Consider the following 22,413-nt stretch of genomic DNA (forward strand, 5'->3'; position numbering starts at 1 on the left):
TAGGTATCAGGGTATTTTTGGTTTCCATATGATCTCTGGATAGCTCGCAGAAGATCTGTGAGATTGAAATTTTTTAAAAAATACTGTTATCCCAACTGTTAGCGAGGGATCTACTTGTGATGATAAAATGCTGCTATTCGGGATTCCCTCGCACTCGAGGATGCTTGCAGCGCATTGAGCTTAGAGGATAAAGCAACATGGGTAATTCAAAATGGTGGTTTCTTTTAGTATGTTTAATTCCTGTTCTTGCTTTTGCAGCTGAGTCGGAAGAACACTCTGATCCGGTTGCCTCTGTTCTTCTTGGTGTTACTACTATTTTATTTCTAGCCATCATTGGTCGATATATTGCCAGGCTCCTGAATCAACCCGGGGTTCTTGGTGAATTGTTGATCGGTATGATAGTGGGGAATCTTTGTTATTTATTTGGAAATCAGCTAGTTATTATTCTTCGAGAAGGCTCTTCGATTTATGATGTTGTTAAGGAAATGTTAGCTGGGGTTTCTTTAAGCCAGGCTGTAAATGATGTTATTCATAATCCCTATTACGCCAATCAGGTGATTCACGCTTTGAGTGGGGCAGAGGGAACTGAATATCTTAAAATTGCTTATGTCGTTGATATTTTTTCACGCTATGGTGTTATCTTTCTTTTGTTTATGGTTGGTCTTGAGACCTCTCTTCCTGACTTAAAAAACACAGGTAAAGAATCTTTAATGGTCGCTGTTTTAGGTATTGTTGCTCCTATGGTTTTAGGTTTTGCAGTGGCTTATTTTATTATCCCCAATTCAACTTACAAGGTTAATTTATTTATTGGTGCCACCTTGAGCGCTACCAGTATTGGTATTACAGCAAGAGTACTTAAAGAAATGAATAAACTTCGTACTCGAGAAGCCAGGACAATTCTTGGAGCCGCGACTTTAGACGATATTTTAGGTTTAATTATTTTGGCCGTAGTGAGCAGTATCGTGATTAGTGGTGCGGTTGATTTGATGGTAGTGGTACAAATTGTCATTTCAGCATTATTATTTTTTATAGGTACTTTATTTATTGGTCCGTTTGTACTTCGCAGGGCAATCGATTTTTTTCGTTTTCTAGAGCCTTGGGAGTCCAAATTATTTATCTCTTTTCTTTTTATTATGGCTTTGGCTTGGTTGGCTTCCTTTATTCAACTTGCAGCTATTATTGGAGCTTTTGCTGCCGGAGTGATCTTGCATGATGATTATTTTGGAGAGCTAAAATCGCATCACAAAGATCATCGAAGTATTCATCATTTAGTTTCTCCATTGGAAACTATTTTAGCCCCAATGTTTTTTACTCTGATTGGGATACAGGTCAAACTGGAAACTTTTTATAATTGGAATGTTATTTTTTTAGCAGCGGGACTATTAGTAGCCGCGATTATTGGTAAATTGCTTAGTGGGTTAGGAGCTAATCCTAAAGATGATAGATTGCTGATTGGGATAGGAATGTTGCCGCGGGGGGAGGTTGGTTTAGTTTTTGCTTCCATTGGCAGAACTTTAGGAGTAATAAGTGATGATTTGTTTACTGCAATTGTATTGATGATCATGATTACAACCTTTATTGCGCCGCCTTTATTGAAAATACGGTATGGCAGAACCAAAAGGATATTTATGCATGAATAAAGTTTTATCGCAGGTTGCATTTGATGTAAAACATGCCTTGCAAGAGGATGTCGGTAATGGAGATGTTACTGCTGATTTGTTACCTCAACGACTCATTGTAGAGGCAGAAATTTTATCACGAGAACCTATGTTGGTTTGTGGTCAGCCATGGGTTAATGAGGTTTTTAAGCAAGTTGATAATACTGTGGAAATTGAATGGCAGGTTTCTGAGGGAGATTGGTTAAATGCTCCTGCCACCTTATGTATTATTCATGGTACTGCAAGTAGTATTTTAACAGCGGAGCGTACTGCATTAAACTTTTTACAAACTCTGTCTGCCACAGCAACACAGACTTATCATTATGTTCAGAAACTGAAAGGTACCAAGACAAAGCTATTGGATACGCGCAAAACAATTCCGGGATTACGATTAGCCCAAAAATATGCTGTTCATTGTGCTGGTGGCTTAAATCATCGCATGGGGCTTTATGATGCTTTTTTGATCAAAGAAAACCACATTAAGGCCTGTGGATCAGTGGCTCATGCTATTGGTTTGGCAAGGAAAACTGATAAACACTTATTGGTTGAAATTGAAGTGGAAACCTTGGAGGAATTGCAGGAAGCGCTCGATGCACATCCTGACAGGATATTATTGGACAATTTCACTCAAGAAATGCTTGAGCAAGCTGTAAAAATGAACCAACCTAAATACTGTGAGTTGGAAGCTTCCGGTGGCATTAATATCAATAACATCACTGCCGTTGCCCAAACCGGTGTCGATTTTATTTCAGTGGGAACTATTACAAAATCAATTAAAGCAATTGATTTGAGTTTATTGATCAGGGAAGCATTATGAGTTCAAGTATTGTTTTTACTGGAGGCGGTACTGCAGGACATGTTACTCCTAATATTGCATTAATTAAGGAGTTTAAAAAGGAAGGCTGGAGTGTGGAATATATTGGTTCCACTACAGGAATTGAAAAAGAGATGATTCAACCGCTGGGAATTCCTTTCCATGCAGTCAGTAGCGGTAAATTACGTAGGTATTTCAGTTTGAAGAACTTACTTGATCCTTTTAAAATTATTTTGGGAATCATTCAATCCTTTTTCATATTTTATAAAATAAAACCTAATGTGGTTTTTTCAAAAGGTGGTTTTGTTGCTTTTCCAGTAGTTGTTGGTGCCTGGTTGCATAGAATTCCTGTAGTAGCCCATGAATCTGATATGAGTCCAGGTCTTGCGAATCGCCTTTCTTTTCCTTTCGTAAACAAGATATGCCTTACTTTTGAAGCAGGTAAAAAGCATTTTAAACGTCAAGATAAAATAGAAGTAACAGGTACTCCAATTCGTCAACAATTATTTGCTGGGAGTCGATCGAAAGGATTGGAGTTCTGTGGATTTAATTCCACCAAACCTTGCTTGCTAGTCATTGGAGGAAGTTTAGGAGCGGGTTCAATTAATAGCTGTATTAGAAGTGCATTGAAGCAATTGACTTCAGAATTTCAAGTGATTCATCTCTGTGGTAAAGGAAAACTTGATTCTTCCTTGGTTGGTGCGGAGGGATATTGTCAATTGGAATACGCCAATGAAGAATTGGCTGATCTGTTTGCGGCTTCTTCAGTTGTGATTTCGCGGGCAGGAGCCAATGCATTGTATGAAATATTAGCATTGGGGAAGCCACATATTCTAATTCCAATATCATCACAAGTGAGCAGAGGAGATCAAATTCAAAATGCAAAGTATTTCCAGGGACTTGGAATAAGTGTTGTGATTCAGGATCAGTCATTGAATGCAGAGACTTTATTACAAGCATTACAGGAAGTAACGCAAAAGAAAGATGAAATAGATAATAAAATCAAAGCATTAAAAATTGAATCTGCCGCTGATAAGATTGTGGCAATTATCAAGGAGCAAGCACATGTTCAAACCCCAAGGATTGTATGATTATATATGTCAACAATGGCAAGAAGAGATATTACCAAGTTTATGCGACTATATAAAAATCCCAAATAAATCCCCTCACTTCGATTCAAAATGGGAAGAACATGGTTACATGGAGCAGGCTGTCAATCATATAGCCAATTGGTGTAAGGCACATGCTCTTGAAGGGATGACATTAGAGATTGTTCGCCTGAAGAATAGAACCCCATTAATATTTATCGAAATACCAGGTCAAATTGATGACACTGTATTACTTTATGGGCATTTGGATAAACAACCAGAGATGTCAGGCTGGAATGAAGATCTACACCCATGGAAGCCTGTATTAAAAGAGGGGTTGTTATATGGAAGAGGAGGAGCTGATGATGGATATTCTGCTTATGCGTCATTGACAGCAATTCGTGCTTTAGAGCATCAAGGGCTTCCATATCCTCGTTGCGTATTAATTATTGAAGCCTGCGAAGAAAGTGGCAGTTATGATTTGCCTTTTTATATTGAGCTGTTAAAAGAAAGGATAGGTAAACCTTCATTGGTCATTTGCCTTGATTCCGGAGCTGGAAACTACGAACAGTTATGGATGACTACTTCATTGCGAGGTAACTTGGTGGGTAAATTATCTGTTGAAGTAATTAATGAAGGAGTCCATTCAGGGAGTGCTAGCGGTATAGTTGCAGATAGTTTCAGAGTAGCACGACAATTGATCAGTAGAATAGAAGATGAGAACACTGGGGAGATCAAATTGTCGCAATTATATTGTGATATTCCTGTAGAACGAATAAATCAAGCTGAACAATGTGCGGAAATTTTAGGAGAACAAGTTTACAGTGAATTTCCATGGAAAGAAGGTGTTAAGCCGGTTATTCAAGATAAACAACAATTGATATTAAATAGAACTTGGCTACCTGCCCTGACTGTGACTGGTGCAGATGGTTTTCCCGCTATAGCTGATGCAGGGAACGTAATGCGGCCTGTTACGTCCTTTAAATTATCCATGCGTCTTCCACCCTTGGTTGATCCAGTAGAGGCTTCTACTGCTATGATAGAAGCTTTGATCCAAAATCCTCCCTATAATGCAAAAGTTACTTTTAGAATAGATGAGGGAGAGGCCAAAGGATGGAATGCCCCTTTGCTTTCTGATTGGTTAGCGAAAGCTGCGAATGAAGCCTCAATGACCTATTATGATAAACCAGCTGCTTATATGGGTGAGGGCGGGACAATTCCGTTTATGAGTATGCTAGGTGAACAGTTCCCCGAAGCACAATTTATGATAACAGGTGTTTTGGGACCACATTCCAATGCCCATGGTCCCAATGAATTTTTACATCTGGATATGGTGAAGAAATTGACATCATGTGTGGCATATGTTCTTTATAGTTTTTCACAACAAAAATAATTTAAAATGTACTCGACTACTGCCTAAAAAGTTGAGATACTCGCAAACGGCTCTGGAACGAGCCGTTTAGTCCAACAATTAGGAGAAATTTATGAAAGCAAGATTCATTGCTATTTTTTTGTCATTTTTCGTTATTACCCTAACTGCGTATGCAGAGAGTGAGCCACAAAATCCCCCAGCGAAACAGGTCGTTATTAAAGGTAAAATTAATCTTAATACAGCTGATTTATCCTCTTTGATTGGTTCTTTTAAAGGTATAGGAAAAAAACGGGCTGAAGCTATTATTGCCTATAGAGAAAGCCACCAAGGTTTTAAATCTTTAGAAGAACTGACTGAAGTCAAGGGTTTAGGCCAACGTTTTGTTGATACCAACAGGGAAAAATTGAAAGAAGTCTTTGTTATTAATTAACGGAGATCTTAATACAAAACGGATGTACCGTTTTTTATATTGTTAAACTAAAAAATTATCCCGTAAAAAGGTATTACCTTTTATACGGGATTCAGTGAAGAATGGATATATAAAATTCTTATGTTGCAACTGTCGATTTTTATCCAAATATAGGATAAAGTAGCACTCAAAAAGAAGAACGGGGTAGTACTGCGTATGTTCAGGAAATTAAGGGGCGTGTTTTCTAGCGATTTATCTATCGATTTGGGAACAGCTAATACATTGATTTACGTGAGGGATAAGGGGATTGTCCTCAACGAACCTTCTGTAGTTGCTTTGCGTAATGAATCAGGCCAGAAGCGGGTTGCTGCTGTTGGTCTTGAGGCTAAGCGAATGCTAGGAAGAACTCCTGGCAACATCAATGCGATAAGACCTATGAAAGATGGTGTTATTGCTGACTTTTTTGTCACCGAAAAGATGTTGCAGCATTTCATACACAAAGTACATGAAAATAAATTTTTACGACCTAGCCCACGAGTTTTAGTATGTGTTCCTTGTGGTTCTACACAAGTGGAGCGCAGAGCGATTCGTGAGTCTGCAATGGGGGCTGGTGCTCGAGAAGTCTTCCTTATTGAAGAGCCAATGGCAGCAGCATTAGGTTCTGGAATGCCAGTTGAAGAAGCCAGTGGTTCTATGGTGGTTGACATAGGCGGTGGTACTACAGAAGTAGCAATCATTTCCCTAAGTGGAATAGTTTATCATCAATCAGTACGTATTGGTGGTGATAAATTCGATGATGCTATCGTATCTTATGTGCGTCGCAACTATGGTACTTTGATTGGTGAGACCACTGCTGAACGCATTAAACATGAAATTGGTTCAGCTTTCCCAAGTCGAGATTTGTTTGAGATTGAAGTGAGAGGTAGAAATCTTGCTGAAGGAGTACCACGCAGTTTTACTTTAACAAGTGCTGAAATTCTAGAAGCTTTGCAGGAGCCTCTATCAGGGATAGTTGGTGCAGTCAGAGCCGCTTTGGAGCTAGCTCCTCCTGAGCTAGCAGCAGATATTGCTGAAAGAGGTATGGTTTTAACAGGTGGTGGTGCTTTGTTGAAAAATATAGACACATTGCTGATGGAAGAAACTGGACTGCCTGTATTAATAGCTGAAGATCCATTAACCTGCGTGGCACGAGGTGGTGGTAAAGCCTTAGAAACCATGGATTTACGCGGTGGTGATTTCCTCTCAACAGAATAATAGTCACAGTAGATTATTTGCCAAGGGTGGACACAGCTCTATAGGATTTGTGTTTTCCCTTGTTTTTTCTATTTTCTTAATGTTTTCCGATTATCACTATAAGTATCTAGATAGTGTTCGTAGTGGTTTTTCTTTAGTCGTTTCTCCTTTGCAATATGCGGTAGATTATCCTGTTCGAGTGATAGGTTGGATTCAATCATTAGTTAGTGCCAAAAAGGCACTGATAGATGAGAATATGCAGTTGAAATATCAGCAAACTATGCTGGAAGCCGAATTGCAGAAATTAATAGTAATACAAAGAGAAAACTCACAGTTAAAAGAATTATTATTGACCTCCTCTAAAGCTGATATGCGAGTTATGGCAGCACAAATACTTGCTGTTGACACCAGTAAAGCGAGGCAGGTAGTGGTTTTAAACAAGGGCAAACGTGATGGTGTTTATGTTGGGCAACCAGTACTTGATGCGAAAGGGGTTATGGGGCAAGTTATTGATGTAGGACCTTTGACTAGCACCTTGTTATTGATTTCAGATTCAAAAAGTGCAGTACCAGTAAGAAATAATCGAACTGGAGAACGAGCAATTCTGGTCGGGACTAATGATATTGAAGAATTATCTTTGATTAACTTACCCAAAACTTCTTCCATTCATCCAGGCGATGTATTAGTAACTTCTGGTCTGGGAAGAAGATATCCTGAAGGTTATCCTGTTGGTCGCGTCGAAGAGGTCAGAAGTATTCCTGGGGATGATTTTGTTAAAGTGACAGTCAGTCCAGTAGCGCTGCTTAATCGCAACAGGTTAGTGTTATTAATTTGGCCTGATCTTGAACATGAACAATTAACCACTCAAATTAATGAGAGATTGAATGCTGAGGAGGCTACTGCATGAGCTCTCTTCATATGCGTATAGGACTAGGATTTCTTTCTGCACTTGCTTTATCAATACTACCGATGCCTGAATTAATATCAATTTTTCGACCACCTTGGGTGTTATTATTGGTTCTATATATTGAATATTATTTGCCTGGTCAATTTAAGTTAGCTGCTCTTTTGATAGTTGGATTATTATTGGATGTGTTACTTTCTACTGTGATAGGGGAGCATTCTTTTGCATTACTATTGGTGACCTGGATAGCATCCACTAAATCCAGACGGCTTCGATTTTTTTCTTTATTCCAGCAAATTTGCGTGATTGGTTTCTTTTGCCTTTTATATCAATCAGTTATTTTATTTATTGATGCCTTGCTAGGTTTTAATTACAGTCTTGTAATGCCTGTTACAAGTGCAATGCTAGGTATGATCATCTGGCCTTGGATCCGAGTCTTGGGTGATTCCTCTTTGTTGTCCCGCTTGGTTTATCGTTAATTAACGTGAGTTCGATATAAAAGGCAAGGAAATGCCTTTTATATCGAATTCATATTAGCGGTAATTATTTTGTATTCCCCTGGCTGCAGTTCTCCTAATTGCCAGTCACCAATTCTATGTCTCACGAGCCTTAACGTTGGAAATCCAACAGCTGCAGTCATTTTTCGTATTTGATGATTTTTTCCTTCTCTTAATATAATTTCTAACCAAGTGGTTGGTATATTTTTCCTTTCCCTGATGGGTGGAGTACGTGGCCAGAGCTTTGGTTCCTTAATTAACTTGACGTCAGCAGGCAAAAAAGAAATATCTTTTAAGATCAGTCCTTTTCTGAGAGGTTGTAAATCATTGTCTGAAGGAACTCCTTCCACTTGAACCCAATAATACTTTCTTTTATTAAACTTGGGATGAGTTAATCGATGTTGTAATTTTCCATCATCAGTCAGGATGAGCAAACCCTCACTATGTTTGTCCAAACGTCCAGCAGCATAAAATCCAGGTAAATTAATGAATGCAGAAAGAGTTTGCTCATACATTTCACCAGTAAACTGAGTGAGTATCCCGTGAGGTTTATTAAAGAGAAGTAATTGAGGCATTTTGAAACCGAATTGATTTTTCATGGCTAAACACTATACAATCACACAATTTTATTGGTTAAGGTGAATTATATTCATGAAATGGGTATTGGTTATTATGGCAATTATAACTCAAACCGGTTGTGCAGTGAATCATAGAGTGATGGTTGGGGATGAACCAGTTATAATTCAGCAAACTGTAGGTCATGGTAAAACTTATATCCATGTACATCATAATGAGCAAACTGCATTAAAAGCTGCGAAAGCTGTTATTAGAAAAGAGGGAGGAAGTCTTATTACTCTCATCCATTCTGGTGGTCGAAATATAGTGTTCCATTTACATAATCAACGTTATGAATTTGATCCCAATCGTATTTTTACTGATAAAGGAATTAAGAAAACCTTGGCTCAATATAGTTATTATACTCCCGAGGCTCATCAAGAAGTTAAGAGACTGGCAGATAAAATTAAGGAGTTGCTACCTAAAGGAAAGGTTATTGCTGTTCATAATAATTCTTCCTACTCCTTAAAGGATTACTTACCAGGTCATGAACTTGCCAAAGATGCAAAGGCTTTGTATATGAATCCCAGCAATTATTTTAGAAATTTTTATCTGGTAACCAAATTTAGCGATTATTTGCGTTTAAAAATGGCAGGCTTTAATGGTGTTTTGCAAAAGCCTTCAGCGACTGATGATGGATCTTTATCGGTATATCTCGCTAAAAGTAATTATATTAATGTCGAAGCCGGTTACGATCAGTTAGCTGAGCAAATTAAGATGCTGCTTCAGGCCTAGTCTTAATCCGAACTATCTCGGCTAAAAAAAGATTAATAGTCTTAATTGATATTTGGGAAACCCGATTATCACATGCTATCATTAATTTCTCTAAATTTATGGAGTCGTCAATGACATACGATAAAATCAAAGTGCCTGCTCAAGGCGAAGCTATTACTGTTGCTGCTGACCATTCACTTCGTGTTCCTGATAATCCTATTATTCCTTTTATTGAGGGTGATGGTATTGGTGTTGATGTAACACCTCCAATGATCCGTGTTGTTGATGCCGCAATAGAAAAAGCCTATGGCAACAAGAGAAAAATTGCTTGGATGGAAGTTTATGCCGGAGAAAAGGCTACTAAGGTTTATGGTGGTGACCAATGGCTTCCCAAGGAAACTTTGGATGCCATGAAAAAATACGTGGTTTCAATTAAAGGACCTTTAACAACGCCTGTTGGTGGTGGTATACGTTCACTGAATGTTGCTATTCGACAAGATATGGATCTTTATCTTTGCTTACGTCCAATTCGTTATTTTAATGGTGTCCCAAGCCCAGTCAGGGAGCCATGGAAAACAGATATGGTTATTTTCAGGGAAAATTCCGAAGACATTTATGCTGGTATCGAATGGCAAGCAGATACTCCAGAAGCTAAAAAAGTAATTCAATTTTTAACCCATGAAATGGGTGTGAAGAAAATTCGATTCCCTGAGCATTGTGGTATTGGAGTAAAGCCTGTATCCAATGAGGGAACTACTCGTCTTGTGAAAGCCGCAATTCAGTATGCGATAGATAACGATCGTAGCACGGTCACTCTGGTTCATAAAGGCAACATTATGAAGTTTACAGAAGGAGCATTTAAAGATTGGGGATACCAGGTTGCTCGTGACAGTTTTGGTGCAAAAGAATACCAGGGTGGTCCATGGCTAGAGTTTAAAAATCCTAAAACTGGCAAACAGATTATTATTAATGACGTGATTGCTGATGCGTTTTTACAACAAATTCTATTAAGACCGGAAGAATATAGCGTCATTGCTACATTAAACTTAAATGGTGATTATATTTCTGATGCTTTGGCTGCTCAGGTTGGTGGAATAGGTATAGCTCCTGGAGCAAATATTAGCGATCAAATGGCTGTGTTTGAAGCGACTCATGGAACCGCGCCTAAATATGCCGGCAAGAATAAAGTAAACCCTGGCTCTATTATTCTTTCAGCAGAAATGATGTTACGTCATATGGGTTGGCATGAAGCAGCGGATTTGATTATTCGAGGCATGGAAGGTGCTATAGAGGCTAAAACAGTAACTTATGACTTCGAACGAGGTATACCAGGTGCAACTTTGGTAAGCAGTTCGGGTTTTGCGGACGCCATGATTAAGCATATGTAAGGTGATTAATCTACGGGTCTTTAGGTTCTGTTGACATTTCTACTATCTAGTATCTAGGCCGAAAAACCTTGATTTTCTGCGCTTCGTTGCCACATACTTCTATGTATGCTCCGCTACAGTACTCGAAAATCAAGGCTTTTCGACTCAATCTGGCGAAATGACAACAACAGCACCAAAATAATTTTATGGAGAACACTTGGAGATAAGGTGGCTTAATTTAGGCGGACAGAATAATTGTTAATACCTGATCGTTCAATAAAAACAGAGAGATTCCAAGATCTTTAAGCATCGTAACTGAGATGTTACGCTATTGATTATGTAGTTAAGGTCAGCGTTTGGACATAACTAATAGTAGATGGCAAATTATATACATTTGGGTGAATCATATCTAATCACTATGCTGTTGATTATTTCAATGGCTAATTTTTTCATTAAAATTAACTAAATTTACTGGCCAAATGCGTGTAGGGAGTCTATAAAAATAGTAAGAGGTTGTTAGTTATGAGCAGGCAAAATTTAGAAGAAATAATAAGATTTGGGGAAGCTGATACTGAGCTTAGTACGGAAATTAGCACAGAGATTAAGCGCCCAAGAAAATACAAAGTTTTATTGCTCAATGACGACTATACACCAATGGATTTTGTGGTTGAAGTACTGAAGCACTTTTTTCATTTGAATGATGATATTGCGGTTCAGGTGATGTTACAGGTTCATTTTCAAGGGAAGGGTGTGTGTGGGGTATTTACAAGAGACATAGCAGAAACAAAGGTCGCCCTGGTAAATGAATACGCCAGAAAGAATCAGCATCCATTGTTATCTAGCATGGAACCCGAGTAACTGGTGGTGGGTTGGTAAGGAGCAACGACAATGTTAAATAAAGAACTAGAATTCACCTTGAATCTAGCTTTCAAGGAAGCAAAAGAAAAGCGTCATGAGTTCATGACTGTTGAACATTTGCTGTTGTCTTTGCTTGATAATCCAGCGGCAGGAAATGTGTTACAGGCTTGTGATGCCAATATCGAAGCATTACGACGCGATTTAATGGAGTTTATTGATGAAACAACTCCCAGGATTCCTGAAGATGAGCTGGATAGGGAAACTCAACCGACCTTAGGTTTTCAAAGGGTCCTACAACGGGCAGTTTTTCATGTGCAATCAGCCGGTAAAACAGAAGTTACCGGGGCCAATGTATTAGCTGCTATTTTTAGTGAGCAAGAAAGTCAAGCCGTGTATTTCCTGCGTCGAGAGAATATTACTCGACTCGATGTCATTAATTATATATCTCATGGTGTTTCGAAGTATCAGAATAATGACATGCATGAAAACATGAATTCTGCTATGGATGAAGACATGATGACCCCTGAGGGAAATGAGTCTCCACTCGATAGTTATTGCACTAATCTTAATAGACGTGCAAAACAGGGTAAGATAGATCCATTGATAGGGCGACATGAAGAGATACAAAGAACCATTCAAGTGCTTTGCAGGCGCCGAAAAAATAATCCTTTATTAGTTGGTGAAGCGGGTGTTGGTAAAACTGCTATTGCTGAAGGTTTGGCCAGGCGAATAGTTGATGGTGAAATTCCTGATGCTATAAGAGGTTGTGTGGTGTATTCTCTCGATTTGGGAGCGTTATTGGCTGGAACAAAGTATAGAGGTGATTTCGAAAAACGTTTAAAAGCGGTATTAAAACAGTTAGGTCAGCAAGAAGGTGCTATTTTATTTATAGATGAAATTCATACCATTATTGGTGCAGGCGCTGCTTCAGGTGGTGTCATGGACGCTTCCAATCTGATTAAACCATTATTGGCAAATGGCGAACTGAAATGTATTGGATCAACTACTTATCAGGAATACCGTGGAATTTTCGAAAAAGACAGAGCATTAGCAAGACGATTCCAAAAGATTGATATTTCAGAACCAACAGTCGATGAAACCTTTGAAATACTCAAGGGATTAAAAGGCAAGTTGGAAGCTCATCACGGTGTAAAATTTTCAATTCCTTCTTTGAAAGCTGCCGCAGAGTTAGCTGCCAAATACATCAATGACCGTTTTTTACCTGATAAAGCCATTGATGTGGTGGATGAAGCAGGTGCTTATCAGAACTTATTAACGGCAAATAAACGTAAGAAAATTATTAGTGTGACTGAAATTGAGAGTGTTGTCGCAAAAATTGCTCGTATACCAATTAAAAAAGTATCAGCACGCGATAAAGATACTCTGCGTAACTTGGAGCGAGATTTAAAGCTGCTAGTATATGGACAAGATCAAGCGATTACTGCTTTAGCCTCCGCAATCAAGTTGGGTAGGTCTGGCCTTAGAGAGCCTCAGAAGCCAGTGGGTTGTTTCTTGTTTGCAGGCCCAACCGGTGTAGGTAAAACTGAAGTAACCAGGCAACTGGCTAATGTTTTAGGTATAGAGTTGTTGCGTTTTGATATGTCAGAGTACATGGAAAAACATACTGTTTCGCGTTTAATTGGGGCTCCTCCTGGTTATGTGGGATATGATCAAGGCGGTTTATTAACCGAGGCTGTTACTAAAAATCCACATGCTGTTCTATTGCTTGATGAAATAGAAAAAGCCCATCCTGATGTCTTTAATTTACTGCTACAGATTATGGATCATGGTACTTTAACAGATACTAATGGTCGCCAGGCAGATTTCAGACATATCATAATGGTAATGACAAGTAATGCTGGCGCAAGTGAAATTGTGCGTAACTCCATAGGATTTTCATTACAAGATAATGCTAATGATGGATTAGAGGTAATTAAAAAGCAATTTAGCCCTGAGTTCAGAAACCGATTGGACGCCATTATTAATTTTGCTCCATTAGACACACAGACTATAGGATTAGTCGTTGATAAATTCATTATGGAGCTTGATGAGCAATTGAGCCATAAAGGAGTTACTTTTACTGTCGATAAATCAGCGAGAGAATGGTTGATGGAGCATGGCTATGACAAAGCTATGGGAGCACGTCCTATGGCGAGATTGATTCAGGAAAATATTAAGAAACCACTTGCTGATGAACTTTTGTTTGGTAAATTAATGAACGGCGGTCATGTAACATTGAGAGTGAAAGACGGTAAGTTACATTTTGATAGCCATGATCATAGGGAAGGGGTTTGTTAAGAGGAGTTAATTTTAGCCTTTTCTAGATAAAGACATTTTATTTGAACTGGAAAACATTGAGCCCATAAAGAGCATCTTATGGGCTCAATGTTTTCCAGATTTAAAATCTCGGGATTTACGAGAACCCCAAGGTCAAGTGCAAGAAATCTAATGTCATTTTATCAGGAAATGTCTGTCCAAGAGAAAGAATCTATTACTATCAGAAGTACTAATGAATCTGTACAGTGCTTTTGGCAGGAGATCCTTCAAGCGGCTTGCGCCGCATTCAGGATGACATAATGAGGGGATATTCGATTAAATCATTTAAACCTTGTCAACTACTTAAAGCTAATTGGAGGCACTACATTTGGGTAGACTGCGTAGGTGATGAGAAAGGCTGTTTATATAAAATATCTATTAAATCGCTAAACGAATATTGTCCTGCAAAGCAATTTTTATCTTTTTCATCTTGTTACAATCTGATTTAATTATCGATATAATACTTTCTTTTAATTAATTGAAAGTCATGTTATCCGTTATCATTATTACTAAAAATGAAGAAACCAATATCAGACGATGTTTGGAGTCTGTGCGTTTTGCAGATGAGATAATTATATTGGATTCGGGTAGCACAGATAATACTTTGGCCATCGCAGGGGAGTATACGGACAAGGTCTTTTCAACGGATTGGCAAGGTTATGGTATACAAAAGGATAGAGCGTTGCTAAAAGCCAAAGGGGATTGGGTCTTAAATCTCGATGCTGATGAATCAGTAACTAAGGAATTGCAACAAGAAATACTTCAGGTGATTTCGTCGGATACTGCGGATGCTTTCCGTATTCCTATACGAATGATTTTTTATAATCAAATTTTAAAATATTCAGGAAGTCCTAAAAGGCATATACGATTATTTAAAAGAGAGAAAGCCTCTTATAGCAAAGATATCGTTCATGAAAAAGTACTTATCTCCTCTAAAGCACGAATTGGAAGGTTAAAAAACCCAATTTGGCATCATTCATTTAAAGATGTGCATCATGTGCTTTATAAGCTTAATAAATATTCTTCTTATAGTGCTAAAATTCGTATAGAGTCAAATAAAAGCATTGGGTTGATAAAAATTCTTCTCAGCACGGTTTGGATGTTTAGCAGATGCTTTTTTTTACAGCGAGGTTTTTTAGACGGCAGAACAGGATTTTTATTTGCTGTATTTGGTGCACAAGGAACTTTTTATCGCGGTATCAAGCAAATATATAAAGACAATGACATCAATAAATTGCCTGATGTGAATAATGCAAAAGAGGAAAAATTGTGCGATTAACCAGAATAGACGACAAAGGTATTTTGGTAGTCCCTTTTTTCTTTATTTTATTTATGTTTTTTATTCCGATTAGCCCTACGATAAAGTCGATTTGTTTTGCAGGCAGTTTAATTGCCATATTAATTACACCACGATACAGGAAACATATTTTTTATACCTATAATACTTTGTGGGGATGGGCTGCGTTGTGTTTGTTTCTTTTTATCGTAATTGCAAGCTTATGGAGTCCAGCTCCTTATTCAATGCAATGGATGGTGATTGGTAAATATTGTAAATTAATTTATCTTCCTATTTTAGCGACCGGCTTTATTAATCCGAAAGTAAGAAATTGGAGCATTAATAGCTATTTGACGGCTATTTTTATTACTTGCGTCATTTCCATTTTAAAAGCTAAAAATATTATCGCATCAGAAGATCCCGGCGAAGTATTTTATAATCATATCATTACTGGTTTTATGGTGGCTTTGGCTGCTTACCTGGCGGGTTTGTTAGCGCTTCAGAACTCTGGTTGGTTACGAGTTATTTATATTTTCTTGGTATTGCTAACCAGTTATCAAGTACTTTTTATCAATACTGGAAGAACAGGTTACTTGGTCTATTTTATTTTGATGCTATTACTTCTTCTACAAAAATTAAGTCTTAAACGTGCTTTTGTAGGAATTATTTTATTCAGTGGTGTCATTGCATTGGTGTATCACCATAGTCCTGTAATGCAAACCCGAATCTATGATTTAATTAAGGATATTCAATTATTACAGCAACACAATAAAAATACTTCGATAGGTTACAGAATACAATTTCATCATTATGCAAAACAATTGATGATGGAACACCCGCTTATTGGAATAGGGACTGGTGGTTTTAAGTTCCGTTATTCACAAGATGTCCCTGTCCCAAGTTGGGGTAAAGAGCTGACTGACCCACACAGTCAGTATTGGATGACTTTGGCTGAACAGGGTTTGATCGGCTTAATGTTTTTGTGTGGTTTTTTAGCGAGCTTGTTTATTACATCATTTCAGTTGACGGAATCCAGGCCAATCCTTTTAGGCGTTTTGTTTTCTTTTTGTATTGGCTCCATTTCAGATACTATCTTATGCTATTCAACAGCTGGTTATTTATTGATAGTACTTAGCGCCTTATGTTTTGGTGAGTTAATTGAGAAGCGGATAGCAGATGAAACAAAAGAAGATACTCTTTCTTCATTAACGATCAGCGATCATGCTGCTATCTCTCAGAGCTGATTAATAAATTGCAACTCGGTCTATGGGTATTTGTAAGGAACATTCTTCTGAAATATAGCCATCATTACAAACAACAAGGCCTGATATATTGTATTTAGGCTGGACACCACCATGCCATAAACAACACCCCATAAGAAATTGTAAATCCATCACCGCATGACGAGTGCAATAACACGTCGAATAAAAACCATTATTACAGACTAGACGGCCTGCAGAAGAATCACAGTAATTGATACCCCCCATTTTACTACAACAACCATCTGCTAATGCTGTGGAGGCAGATAGAACTAATGAACTTGCAAGAAAAAATGCTTTTGGTTTCAGTATCTTCATCTTGTTTCTCTAATTGTTTTTATTTTTAAGAATAGCATAGAGTTGAATGGATTATTAGGGGAATATTATTTAATTATGGATTCGAGATCTGATGTATCCCCACGAATTTAGGATGAATTTATCCCGAAACCGTTCATGCTGATGAGGAGCGCAGCGACGTCTCGAAGCATTAGCAACCAAGCCTGATGTTACAACTTCGAGACGTCGCTGCGCTTCTCCTCAGTGCGAACGGTTTCTGAGAGGTGGTCACAAAAACAGTCTTGGCTTGATAACTATGGGACATTTTGACCAACTACTGGTTGGTGATTAACAATAATTGGGGGTATATTTGCAGTAAATAACTGGCGAGAAATCCCGATAACAGTCCAAATAAATGACCTTGCCAGGACACACCTTTTTCACCTGGGAAAATTCCCAGGAAAATACCTGCAAAATAATACAAGCTGAGTAGGCCAAGGATAATAGTAGTCAAAGTCCCTGTCTGGTAAATGTTATATACCAAAAATCCCCAATAACCAGTAATTAAAGCACTCGCACCAATATGTAGACCGGGTTTAGCGAGGCACCAAATTGTAAATCCACTAAGTATAGTTATCATGACAGTGACAACTAAGAAGTAATGAAGTCCATTAATCAGAATAAAATTACTTAAAACCAGTAATGGGATGGAATTAAAAAAAAGGTGATTAAAATTGGCATGGAGCAGTGGGGCAAAGATAATTCCTGGAAGACCAAAAATATGTCTTGGAATAATTCCAAGAAGCAAAATTTTATTGCTAATAAAATGACTGATCAAAAATATTGACCAGGGAATTAATAGTATTATCCCCAAAATTTTTAAGTTGTTTTGTGTTTGAGTGACAATGACATTAAGACTGCTCATTAATTCGTTAATCATGATTTTGCTTTTGGTTCTTGCGTTGATCGGTTTGATTTTTTATCTGGGACGACTGGAGTAATCGCAATCTTACGAAAGGGTACAAAAAGCAAAGGTTCCACTAAAGTTTGATTAACTACCATAGTCCAATGCAGATGAGGTCCGGTTACTCTTCCTGTCATACCAACTAATCCAAGCTCTTGTCCCTGTTTTACTGATTCCCCTGCTTTAACCAGGATTTTGCTGAGATGAGCATAAACCGAGAATACTCCCATGCCATGATCCAGGATAACGGTATTTCCTGTGAAGAAATAATCCCCCGTGTCAGCCACAATTCCCTGATTTACTGCATAGACTGGTTTGCCTTGTTCCGCTGCGATATCCAGTCCAGAATGTGGATCTCTTGGCTGTTTATTATATACTCTTTTTAAACCAAACAAGCTAGTGATAGGCCCCCGGAGTGGTGCTGTGAATTGCTCTTCAAAGGGATTGGAATTTGAATAATTAGCAAAAATCCGAGTTAATTTTTGGGTTTCCTTTTCAATACGAATTAAATCTTCGGATTGAGGCTCAACCTTGCTGACATCCTTTATATTTAAAAATTGAGTGCTGTAAAATTTTTCACTAACATGGAAAGGAATTGAGGCTTTGATAGGTTTTGTTACATTGATATATTGTACAGAGTTTGTACTTTTAAGCGGTATTGCAACGATTAACAACCATTGATTAGGTTGCGAACTGGGAAGGACCGGTAGGCGTTTACCCTCAAAGTAAGCTTCTGGTTTTTGATTAATATCTATGGGGATTATGGTAAGCCCGCCGTTAACCGAATGGTTTTCTGGCAAAGCCAAAGCAAATGACAGTTTTGCTGTGCAGAATAATAGGCAGAGTAATAAATTAAATAACTTATTCATGATATTAATTAATCCATAATTTGAGTAATCTCGCAAGCCAGACTACCTTTTGATAAACGGACCTCAACGGTATCTCCGACTTCCAGTTGTTTGGTGCTAAAGAGAATCCTTTGGTTTTTGCTTACAATAGCGTAGCCTCTATCTAGTGTAGCTAATGGACTGACAGCATGCAAAGTTGATAGATTTGTAGACAGCTGATTTTTTAATTGAGTTAGTTTTATGCGAATTTCTTGAGTTAATTGCATTATTAATTGTCGTAATCGAATATTAGTTTGTTCAATTTGGTTTTTTGGATTATGAGCGTGTAATTGCGTCGAAAAAAGATTTATTTTGTTAATTCGTAGGCTAATAAATTGAGTAATAGCCGATAATAATTGTTTTTCGAGGTAATCAACTGTTTGCCAGTAAGATGCGATAGCTTGTTTAGGTGACGTGATTTTATCCATTAAATAACCAAGTTTTAATTGCAATCCATTGACTTGTCTGATGATGGCATCACTCAGTCGAGAAATGGCATTATTAAGAATATTAAATAATTCAATGCAGTTTGGTGTTACTGCGGCAGCGGCGGCAGTAGGTGTTTCGGCACGATAATCAGCTACAAAATCTGCAATTGTAAAATCGGTTTCATGACCAACACCAGAAACAACTGGAATGGTGCTGGCTGCAATTTGTCTGGCGAGGTATTCGTCATTAAATGCCCATAAATCCTCGATACTGCCACCACCACGAGCCAGGATAAGTACGGCACATCGTTCATCAGCATTAGCCCGCTGCAAGGCTTTGATTAACTGTTGTGGCGCTGTTTGGCCTTGAACTTCACTCGGGTAAATAATGATTTTTGCCAATGGGTAGCGACGGGCCAAAGTCGAAAGAATGTCTCGAATCGCGGCCCCTGTAGGGGAAGTAATTACTCCAATCGTTTCTGGTATTTTAGGTAATGGCTTTTTTCTTTCTGAATTAAATAAACCTTCAGCGGCAAGTTTGATTTTTAATTCCTCAAATCGTTGATAGAGAACCCCCAAGCCAGCCTCTGCTATTTCTTCTACAATGAGTTGATACTCTCCTCGAGCTTCGTACAGACTTAGTTTTCCACTGGCAACAACTTGTTGACCATCGCTAAAATCTCTAAGCACAGAACTTAAATGGCGATTTTTAAAAAAAGCGCAGCGAATTTGCGCTGAGTTGTCCTTTAGAGTGAAATAATAGTGGCCTGAGGAAGGTTTGCTTAGATTAGAAATTTCGCCTTCAACATGCACAAGACCAACTTCATTTTCAAGAAAACTCTTTACCTGCCTATTAAGTTGGCTTACTGTTAGTATTGGCAATTGATCATTCATAGTGATAAAAAATCCATCGAATCAAGGGGTTATCAACATCAATAATTAAAAAAGAGATGAAATTATATTGTAGCAAAACGTTCTTTCATTTAACGTTATAAGCTACTATATTGCATTAATAAAATAACAACTACAATAATAAGGATGAGGAATGAGAAAGGCGCTATTAGTAGCTGCATTGCTAACTTCTTCCTATGCTGTCGCGGATACCCTGTATGATGCAGTGCAACATGGTATGATCGCTAATCCGGACGTATTATTAAATACTGCGAAGGGCCTGTCAGCTAAACAGGCAATTGATAAAGCAAAGGGAGCTTTGTACCCTTCTATTGATGTGACTGGTGGATTTGGCCGACAAAGAAGTGTTAACCCCACTTCTGCAGCGATCGATGATACTCCCAGTACCACTTTAAACATAGTGGAGTCTGTTGTGGAGTTAAAGCAGCGATTATTTGCAGGGGGAGGGATAATTAACGAAGTCAAGAGAAACCAATATCTTTCGCAAGCACAAAGATGGAAAACCCAGGGTATCGCAGAGGATTTGGCATTAGAAATTACCAAAGATTACTTGGCTGTGCTATTGCATGAACGTTTGTATGGTTACTCCATCGAAAATCTTAAAGCGCATAGGGCTGTTTTTAAAATGATTAAAGAACGGGCCACAGCTGGAATTACCAGAACAGCTGAGGTCGATCAGGCTAATGCCAGATTAGCTCTGGCAGAGGCTAATAAAATAAGTGCGCAGGCCAATTTGCAAGAAGTAAGAATTAATTATGCAAAAGCAGTAGGTAAATGGCCAGAGAATTTACAATGGCCTCGTGTCCCATCAAGGAAAAATTTGCCTGGTAATTTGACAAAGGCTATAGAAAAAGGACTGGATAATCATCCAACAGTTAAATCAAGCTATGCTGACGTTAAACAGGCTAAGGCTCAATATGAAGTTGCCAGAGCGGCCTATTTTCCTGAGGTCAATTTGGTTTTAAATAGTTCCAAAAACAAGAACCTGGGTGGCCTTGCAGGTCCTAATGACTATGACACAGCTGCTATAAGAATGAATTATAATACATTTCGTGGCGGGGCTGATGCTGCTCATATAAGAGAGACTGCTTATCAAGTACAGGAAGCTTATGAAACTAAAAATCGCACGTTACTCCAATTGAAAGAGGCCATAAGGTTATCTTGGAATGCCTATGTTTCCTCCGCTTTACGATTAACTCCTCTGAAGCGACATGTTATTGCTTCAAGGAAAACACGTGCCGCCTATCAAGATGAATTTAAAGTAGGTAAACGAACGCTTCTTGATCTGTTGGACTCGCAAAATGAATATTATGAATCGCAAATTGAATTAGCTCGCGGAGAAAACGATGAGATGCTTTCTCGCTACAGAATCTTGAATGGAATGGGTTGTTTATTGAAGTACCTAAACTTGAGATTACCTGTTAATGTGGTAAACAATGACGTATTCTCTTCTGCCCAGACTAATATTTTATTAAATAAAAATATGGATGAGATACCTTATCCAAATACTACTGATAATCCGATGGTTCTGACTCATCCTGTTCAGAACATGGAAACGACTCCCTTAACAAAATCTATGACAGATAGAAATACTACTTATCCTCAACAAGTCACGCCAAAGTTGTGGTATGTATCTGCAGGTTCTTTCAAGGATAGAAATGAAGCTGTGGCTTTAGTTAAAAGGTTAAATGGATTAGGCTTTAGTTCCTTCATGAGCCCTTACCGTGATCTCTTGTCCGTATTCGTTGGTCCTTATGAATACCGAGGGCATGCTGGTAATGGAATGGAAAGATTAAAGGAATTAGCTCATGTTCAAGGGGTACTGGTTGCTTTCAAAGAACCGCCAAAAAAAGCGTAGAGTGATACCCAAGAAACTCCAAAATGCTATTTTTAGTGTATTGAATTATCTTGGGTATAAGTCAGGCTTATCCATTTGGATTTTCCTGACTTTTTTCTATGTAATAGTTTCCTTCGCCCAGGCTTTTCCCCTAATCAGTGTAGAAAAAATTCAAAAATTAGCACAATCCTATCAGGGTGATACCCGGAAACGGTTTAACGCCTGGGAGAAATTGATTGATTCAATCAAAAAAAAGCCAGTAAAAGTACAACTGGAAAAGGTTAATTCTTTCTTTAATCAATTTAATTATGAAACTGACCCAGTAACTGGTGCAAGTGACGATTATTGGAAATCACCTGTGGAATTTATTGTTGATGGGGGAGGGGATTGTGAGGATTTTGCCATAATAAAGTATTTTACATTAATTGCTGTTGGTGTTCCTTCTGAACAGTTGAGAATTACTTATGCTACGTCTCTGACACTAAACCAGGCACACATGGTTCTATCATTTTACCCAACTCCTGAATCTGAACCTCTGATCCTTGACAGTTTAGAGAGTAAAATTCTGAAAGCTTCTGCAAGACCTGATTTGAAGCCAGTTTATAGCTTTAATGCAGAAGGATTATGGCTTGCTAAAAAAAGAGGCGGAAGTTCGTTAATGGGGCACTCAAAAAGTTTGGGTAAGTGGGACGATCTAATGAAACGTATGGAATAAAAAGGTGATATACC

21 protein-coding genes are annotated in these 22,413 nt (G+C 38.2%); 16 read left to right on the top strand and 5 right to left on the bottom strand.

Features of this window, described 5'->3' with window-relative positions:
- The first annotated feature begins 197 nt into the window (after positions 1 to 197).
- The 8 genes from ACZ5EK_RS04245 to mreD all read left to right on the top strand — a co-directional run bounded on the left by ACZ5EK_RS04245 (position 198) and on the right by mreD (position 7,957).
- Entirely contained in the window at positions 198 to 1,640 is a 1,443-nt protein-coding gene (locus tag ACZ5EK_RS04245) for a cation:proton antiporter (RefSeq protein WP_464431559.1), read from the top strand.
- Positions 1,633 to 2,475 (top strand): carboxylating nicotinate-nucleotide diphosphorylase, encoded by an 843-nt coding sequence (gene nadC, locus ACZ5EK_RS04250; protein WP_464431560.1) that lies wholly within the window; start codon positions 1,633 to 1,635, stop codon positions 2,473 to 2,475. The genes ACZ5EK_RS04245 and nadC overlap by 8 nt, the downstream gene beginning before the upstream one ends.
- Positions 2,472 to 3,563, top strand: coding sequence for an undecaprenyldiphospho-muramoylpentapeptide beta-N-acetylglucosaminyltransferase (locus ACZ5EK_RS04255; protein WP_464431561.1), 1,092 nt, complete (start codon positions 2,472 to 2,474; stop codon positions 3,561 to 3,563). Before nadC ends, ACZ5EK_RS04255 begins: the two co-directional genes overlap by 4 nt.
- Complete coding sequence (locus ACZ5EK_RS04260; RefSeq protein ID WP_464431562.1) at positions 3,538 to 4,953, top strand: M20 family metallopeptidase; 1,416 nt, start codon at positions 3,538 to 3,540, stop codon at positions 4,951 to 4,953. The genes ACZ5EK_RS04255 and ACZ5EK_RS04260 overlap by 26 nt, the downstream gene beginning before the upstream one ends.
- Before the next feature lie 91 nt (positions 4,954 to 5,044).
- Positions 5,045 to 5,362: a ComEA family DNA-binding protein gene (locus tag ACZ5EK_RS04265; RefSeq protein WP_464431563.1), complete on the top strand. Its 318-nt coding sequence runs from the start codon at positions 5,045 to 5,047 to the stop codon at positions 5,360 to 5,362.
- A gap of 195 nt (positions 5,363 to 5,557) precedes the next feature.
- Positions 5,558 to 6,595, top strand: coding sequence for a rod shape-determining protein (locus ACZ5EK_RS04270; protein ID WP_011213320.1), 1,038 nt, complete (start codon positions 5,558 to 5,560; stop codon positions 6,593 to 6,595).
- The gene (gene mreC, locus ACZ5EK_RS04275; protein WP_464427662.1) at positions 6,573 to 7,481 is read left to right on the top strand and encodes a rod shape-determining protein MreC; all 909 of its coding nucleotides are present in this window, start codon (positions 6,573 to 6,575) and stop codon (positions 7,479 to 7,481) included. Before ACZ5EK_RS04270 ends, mreC begins: the two co-directional genes overlap by 23 nt.
- Positions 7,478 to 7,957 (top strand): rod shape-determining protein MreD, encoded by a 480-nt coding sequence (mreD, locus tag ACZ5EK_RS04280; protein WP_464431565.1) that lies wholly within the window; start codon positions 7,478 to 7,480, stop codon positions 7,955 to 7,957. The genes mreC and mreD overlap by 4 nt, the downstream gene beginning before the upstream one ends.
- 38 nt (positions 7,958 to 7,995) lie before the next feature.
- Here the strand turns inward: mreD and ACZ5EK_RS04285 are convergent, their stop codons facing one another.
- A complete protein-coding gene (locus ACZ5EK_RS04285) occupies positions 7,996 to 8,550 on the bottom strand; it encodes a pseudouridine synthase (RefSeq protein ID WP_464432453.1) in 555 nt (184 codons plus the stop codon).
- A gap of 76 nt (positions 8,551 to 8,626) precedes the next feature.
- On the opposite strand from ACZ5EK_RS04285, the gene ACZ5EK_RS04290 reads away from it, so the two are divergent.
- The 6 genes from ACZ5EK_RS04290 (at position 8,627) to ACZ5EK_RS04315 (ending at position 16,365) form a co-directional block, all read left to right on the top strand.
- The gene (locus ACZ5EK_RS04290; protein ID WP_464431566.1) at positions 8,627 to 9,325 is read left to right on the top strand and encodes a protein tyrosine phosphatase; all 699 of its coding nucleotides are present in this window, start codon (positions 8,627 to 8,629) and stop codon (positions 9,323 to 9,325) included.
- A gap of 98 nt (positions 9,326 to 9,423) precedes the next feature.
- Positions 9,424 to 10,692 (top strand): NADP-dependent isocitrate dehydrogenase, encoded by a 1,269-nt coding sequence (gene icd / locus ACZ5EK_RS04295; protein ID WP_464431567.1) that lies wholly within the window; start codon positions 9,424 to 9,426, stop codon positions 10,690 to 10,692.
- A 501-nt stretch (positions 10,693 to 11,193) separates the two neighbouring features.
- A complete protein-coding gene (gene clpS / locus ACZ5EK_RS04300) occupies positions 11,194 to 11,529 on the top strand; it encodes an ATP-dependent Clp protease adapter ClpS (RefSeq protein ID WP_464426749.1) in 336 nt (111 codons plus the stop codon).
- A 30-nt stretch (positions 11,530 to 11,559) separates the two neighbouring features.
- A complete protein-coding gene (clpA, locus tag ACZ5EK_RS04305) occupies positions 11,560 to 13,827 on the top strand; it encodes an ATP-dependent Clp protease ATP-binding subunit ClpA (protein ID WP_464431568.1) in 2,268 nt (755 codons plus the stop codon).
- Between the two features lie 505 nt (positions 13,828 to 14,332).
- Positions 14,333 to 15,124, top strand: coding sequence for a glycosyltransferase family 2 protein (locus ACZ5EK_RS04310; protein WP_464431569.1), 792 nt, complete (start codon positions 14,333 to 14,335; stop codon positions 15,122 to 15,124).
- Positions 15,115 to 16,365: an O-antigen ligase family protein gene (locus ACZ5EK_RS04315; protein WP_464431570.1), complete on the top strand. Its 1,251-nt coding sequence runs from the start codon at positions 15,115 to 15,117 to the stop codon at positions 16,363 to 16,365. Before ACZ5EK_RS04310 ends, ACZ5EK_RS04315 begins: the two co-directional genes overlap by 10 nt.
- Here ACZ5EK_RS04315 and ACZ5EK_RS04320 read toward each other — a convergent pair whose 3' ends face one another.
- From ACZ5EK_RS04320 to xseA, 4 genes are all read right to left on the bottom strand, one after another.
- Positions 16,366 to 16,698, bottom strand: coding sequence for a neurogenic locus notch (locus ACZ5EK_RS04320; RefSeq protein ID WP_464431571.1), 333 nt, complete (start codon positions 16,696 to 16,698; stop codon positions 16,366 to 16,368).
- Between the two features lie 292 nt (positions 16,699 to 16,990).
- Positions 16,991 to 17,596 carry a rhomboid family intramembrane serine protease gene (locus ACZ5EK_RS04325; RefSeq protein WP_464431572.1) on the bottom strand — a complete coding sequence of 202 codons (606 nt, stop codon included), beginning with the start codon at positions 17,594 to 17,596 and terminating at the stop codon, positions 16,991 to 16,993.
- On the bottom strand, positions 17,593 to 18,489 hold the full coding sequence (locus tag ACZ5EK_RS04330; protein ID WP_464431573.1) for a peptidoglycan DD-metalloendopeptidase family protein: 897 nt from the start codon (positions 18,487 to 18,489) through the stop codon (positions 17,593 to 17,595). Before ACZ5EK_RS04330 ends, ACZ5EK_RS04325 begins: the two co-directional genes overlap by 4 nt.
- Positions 18,490 to 18,497: 8 nt before the next feature.
- On the bottom strand, positions 18,498 to 19,829 hold the full coding sequence (gene xseA, locus ACZ5EK_RS04335; protein ID WP_464431574.1) for an exodeoxyribonuclease VII large subunit: 1,332 nt from the start codon (positions 19,827 to 19,829) through the stop codon (positions 18,498 to 18,500).
- 151 nt (positions 19,830 to 19,980) lie between these two features.
- On the opposite strand from xseA, the gene ACZ5EK_RS04340 reads away from it, so the two are divergent.
- Positions 19,981 to 21,705 carry a TolC family outer membrane protein gene (locus ACZ5EK_RS04340; protein WP_464431575.1) on the top strand — a complete coding sequence of 575 codons (1,725 nt, stop codon included), beginning with the start codon at positions 19,981 to 19,983 and terminating at the stop codon, positions 21,703 to 21,705.
- Positions 21,656 to 22,399, top strand: coding sequence for a transglutaminase-like cysteine peptidase (locus ACZ5EK_RS04345; RefSeq protein ID WP_464431576.1), 744 nt, complete (start codon positions 21,656 to 21,658; stop codon positions 22,397 to 22,399). The genes ACZ5EK_RS04340 and ACZ5EK_RS04345 overlap by 50 nt, the downstream gene beginning before the upstream one ends.
- Positions 22,400 to 22,413 lie beyond the last annotated feature (14 nt).

Source organism: Legionella sp. JM-2024, from assembly GCF_055389095.1.

Excerpts from the sequence above, each read along its gene's own strand:
- ACZ5EK_RS04245 (WP_464431559.1), top strand. The coding sequence starts at position 198 with ATGGGTAATTCAAAATGGTGGTTTCTTTTAGTATGTTTAATTCCTGTT.
- nadC (WP_464431560.1), top strand. The coding sequence starts at position 1,633 with ATGAATAAAGTTTTATCGCAGGTTGCATTTGATGTAAAACATGCCTTG.
- ACZ5EK_RS04255 (WP_464431561.1), top strand. The coding sequence starts at position 2,472 with ATGAGTTCAAGTATTGTTTTTACTGGAGGCGGTACTGCAGGACATGTT.
- ACZ5EK_RS04260 (WP_464431562.1), top strand. The coding sequence starts at position 3,538 with ATGTTCAAACCCCAAGGATTGTATGATTATATATGTCAACAATGGCAA.
- ACZ5EK_RS04265 (WP_464431563.1), top strand. The coding sequence starts at position 5,045 with ATGAAAGCAAGATTCATTGCTATTTTTTTGTCATTTTTCGTTATTACC.
- ACZ5EK_RS04270 (WP_011213320.1), top strand. The coding sequence starts at position 5,558 with ATGTTCAGGAAATTAAGGGGCGTGTTTTCTAGCGATTTATCTATCGAT.
- mreD (WP_464431565.1), top strand. The coding sequence starts at position 7,478 with ATGAGCTCTCTTCATATGCGTATAGGACTAGGATTTCTTTCTGCACTT.
- ACZ5EK_RS04285 (WP_464432453.1), bottom strand. The coding sequence starts at position 8,550 with ATGCCTCAATTACTTCTCTTTAATAAACCTCACGGGATACTCACTCAG.
- ACZ5EK_RS04290 (WP_464431566.1), top strand. The coding sequence starts at position 8,627 with ATGAAATGGGTATTGGTTATTATGGCAATTATAACTCAAACCGGTTGT.
- icd (WP_464431567.1), top strand. The coding sequence starts at position 9,424 with ATGGAGTCGTCAATGACATACGATAAAATCAAAGTGCCTGCTCAAGGC.
- clpS (WP_464426749.1), top strand. The coding sequence starts at position 11,194 with ATGAGCAGGCAAAATTTAGAAGAAATAATAAGATTTGGGGAAGCTGAT.
- clpA (WP_464431568.1), top strand. The coding sequence starts at position 11,560 with ATGTTAAATAAAGAACTAGAATTCACCTTGAATCTAGCTTTCAAGGAA.
- ACZ5EK_RS04310 (WP_464431569.1), top strand. The coding sequence starts at position 14,333 with ATGTTATCCGTTATCATTATTACTAAAAATGAAGAAACCAATATCAGA.
- ACZ5EK_RS04320 (WP_464431571.1), bottom strand. The coding sequence starts at position 16,698 with ATGAAGATACTGAAACCAAAAGCATTTTTTCTTGCAAGTTCATTAGTT.
- ACZ5EK_RS04325 (WP_464431572.1), bottom strand. The coding sequence starts at position 17,596 with ATGATTAACGAATTAATGAGCAGTCTTAATGTCATTGTCACTCAAACA.
- ACZ5EK_RS04330 (WP_464431573.1), bottom strand. The coding sequence starts at position 18,489 with ATGAATAAGTTATTTAATTTATTACTCTGCCTATTATTCTGCACAGCA.
- xseA (WP_464431574.1), bottom strand. The coding sequence starts at position 19,829 with ATGAATGATCAATTGCCAATACTAACAGTAAGCCAACTTAATAGGCAG.
- ACZ5EK_RS04340 (WP_464431575.1), top strand. The coding sequence starts at position 19,981 with ATGAGAAAGGCGCTATTAGTAGCTGCATTGCTAACTTCTTCCTATGCT.
- ACZ5EK_RS04345 (WP_464431576.1), top strand. The coding sequence starts at position 21,656 with ATGTTCAAGGGGTACTGGTTGCTTTCAAAGAACCGCCAAAAAAAGCGT.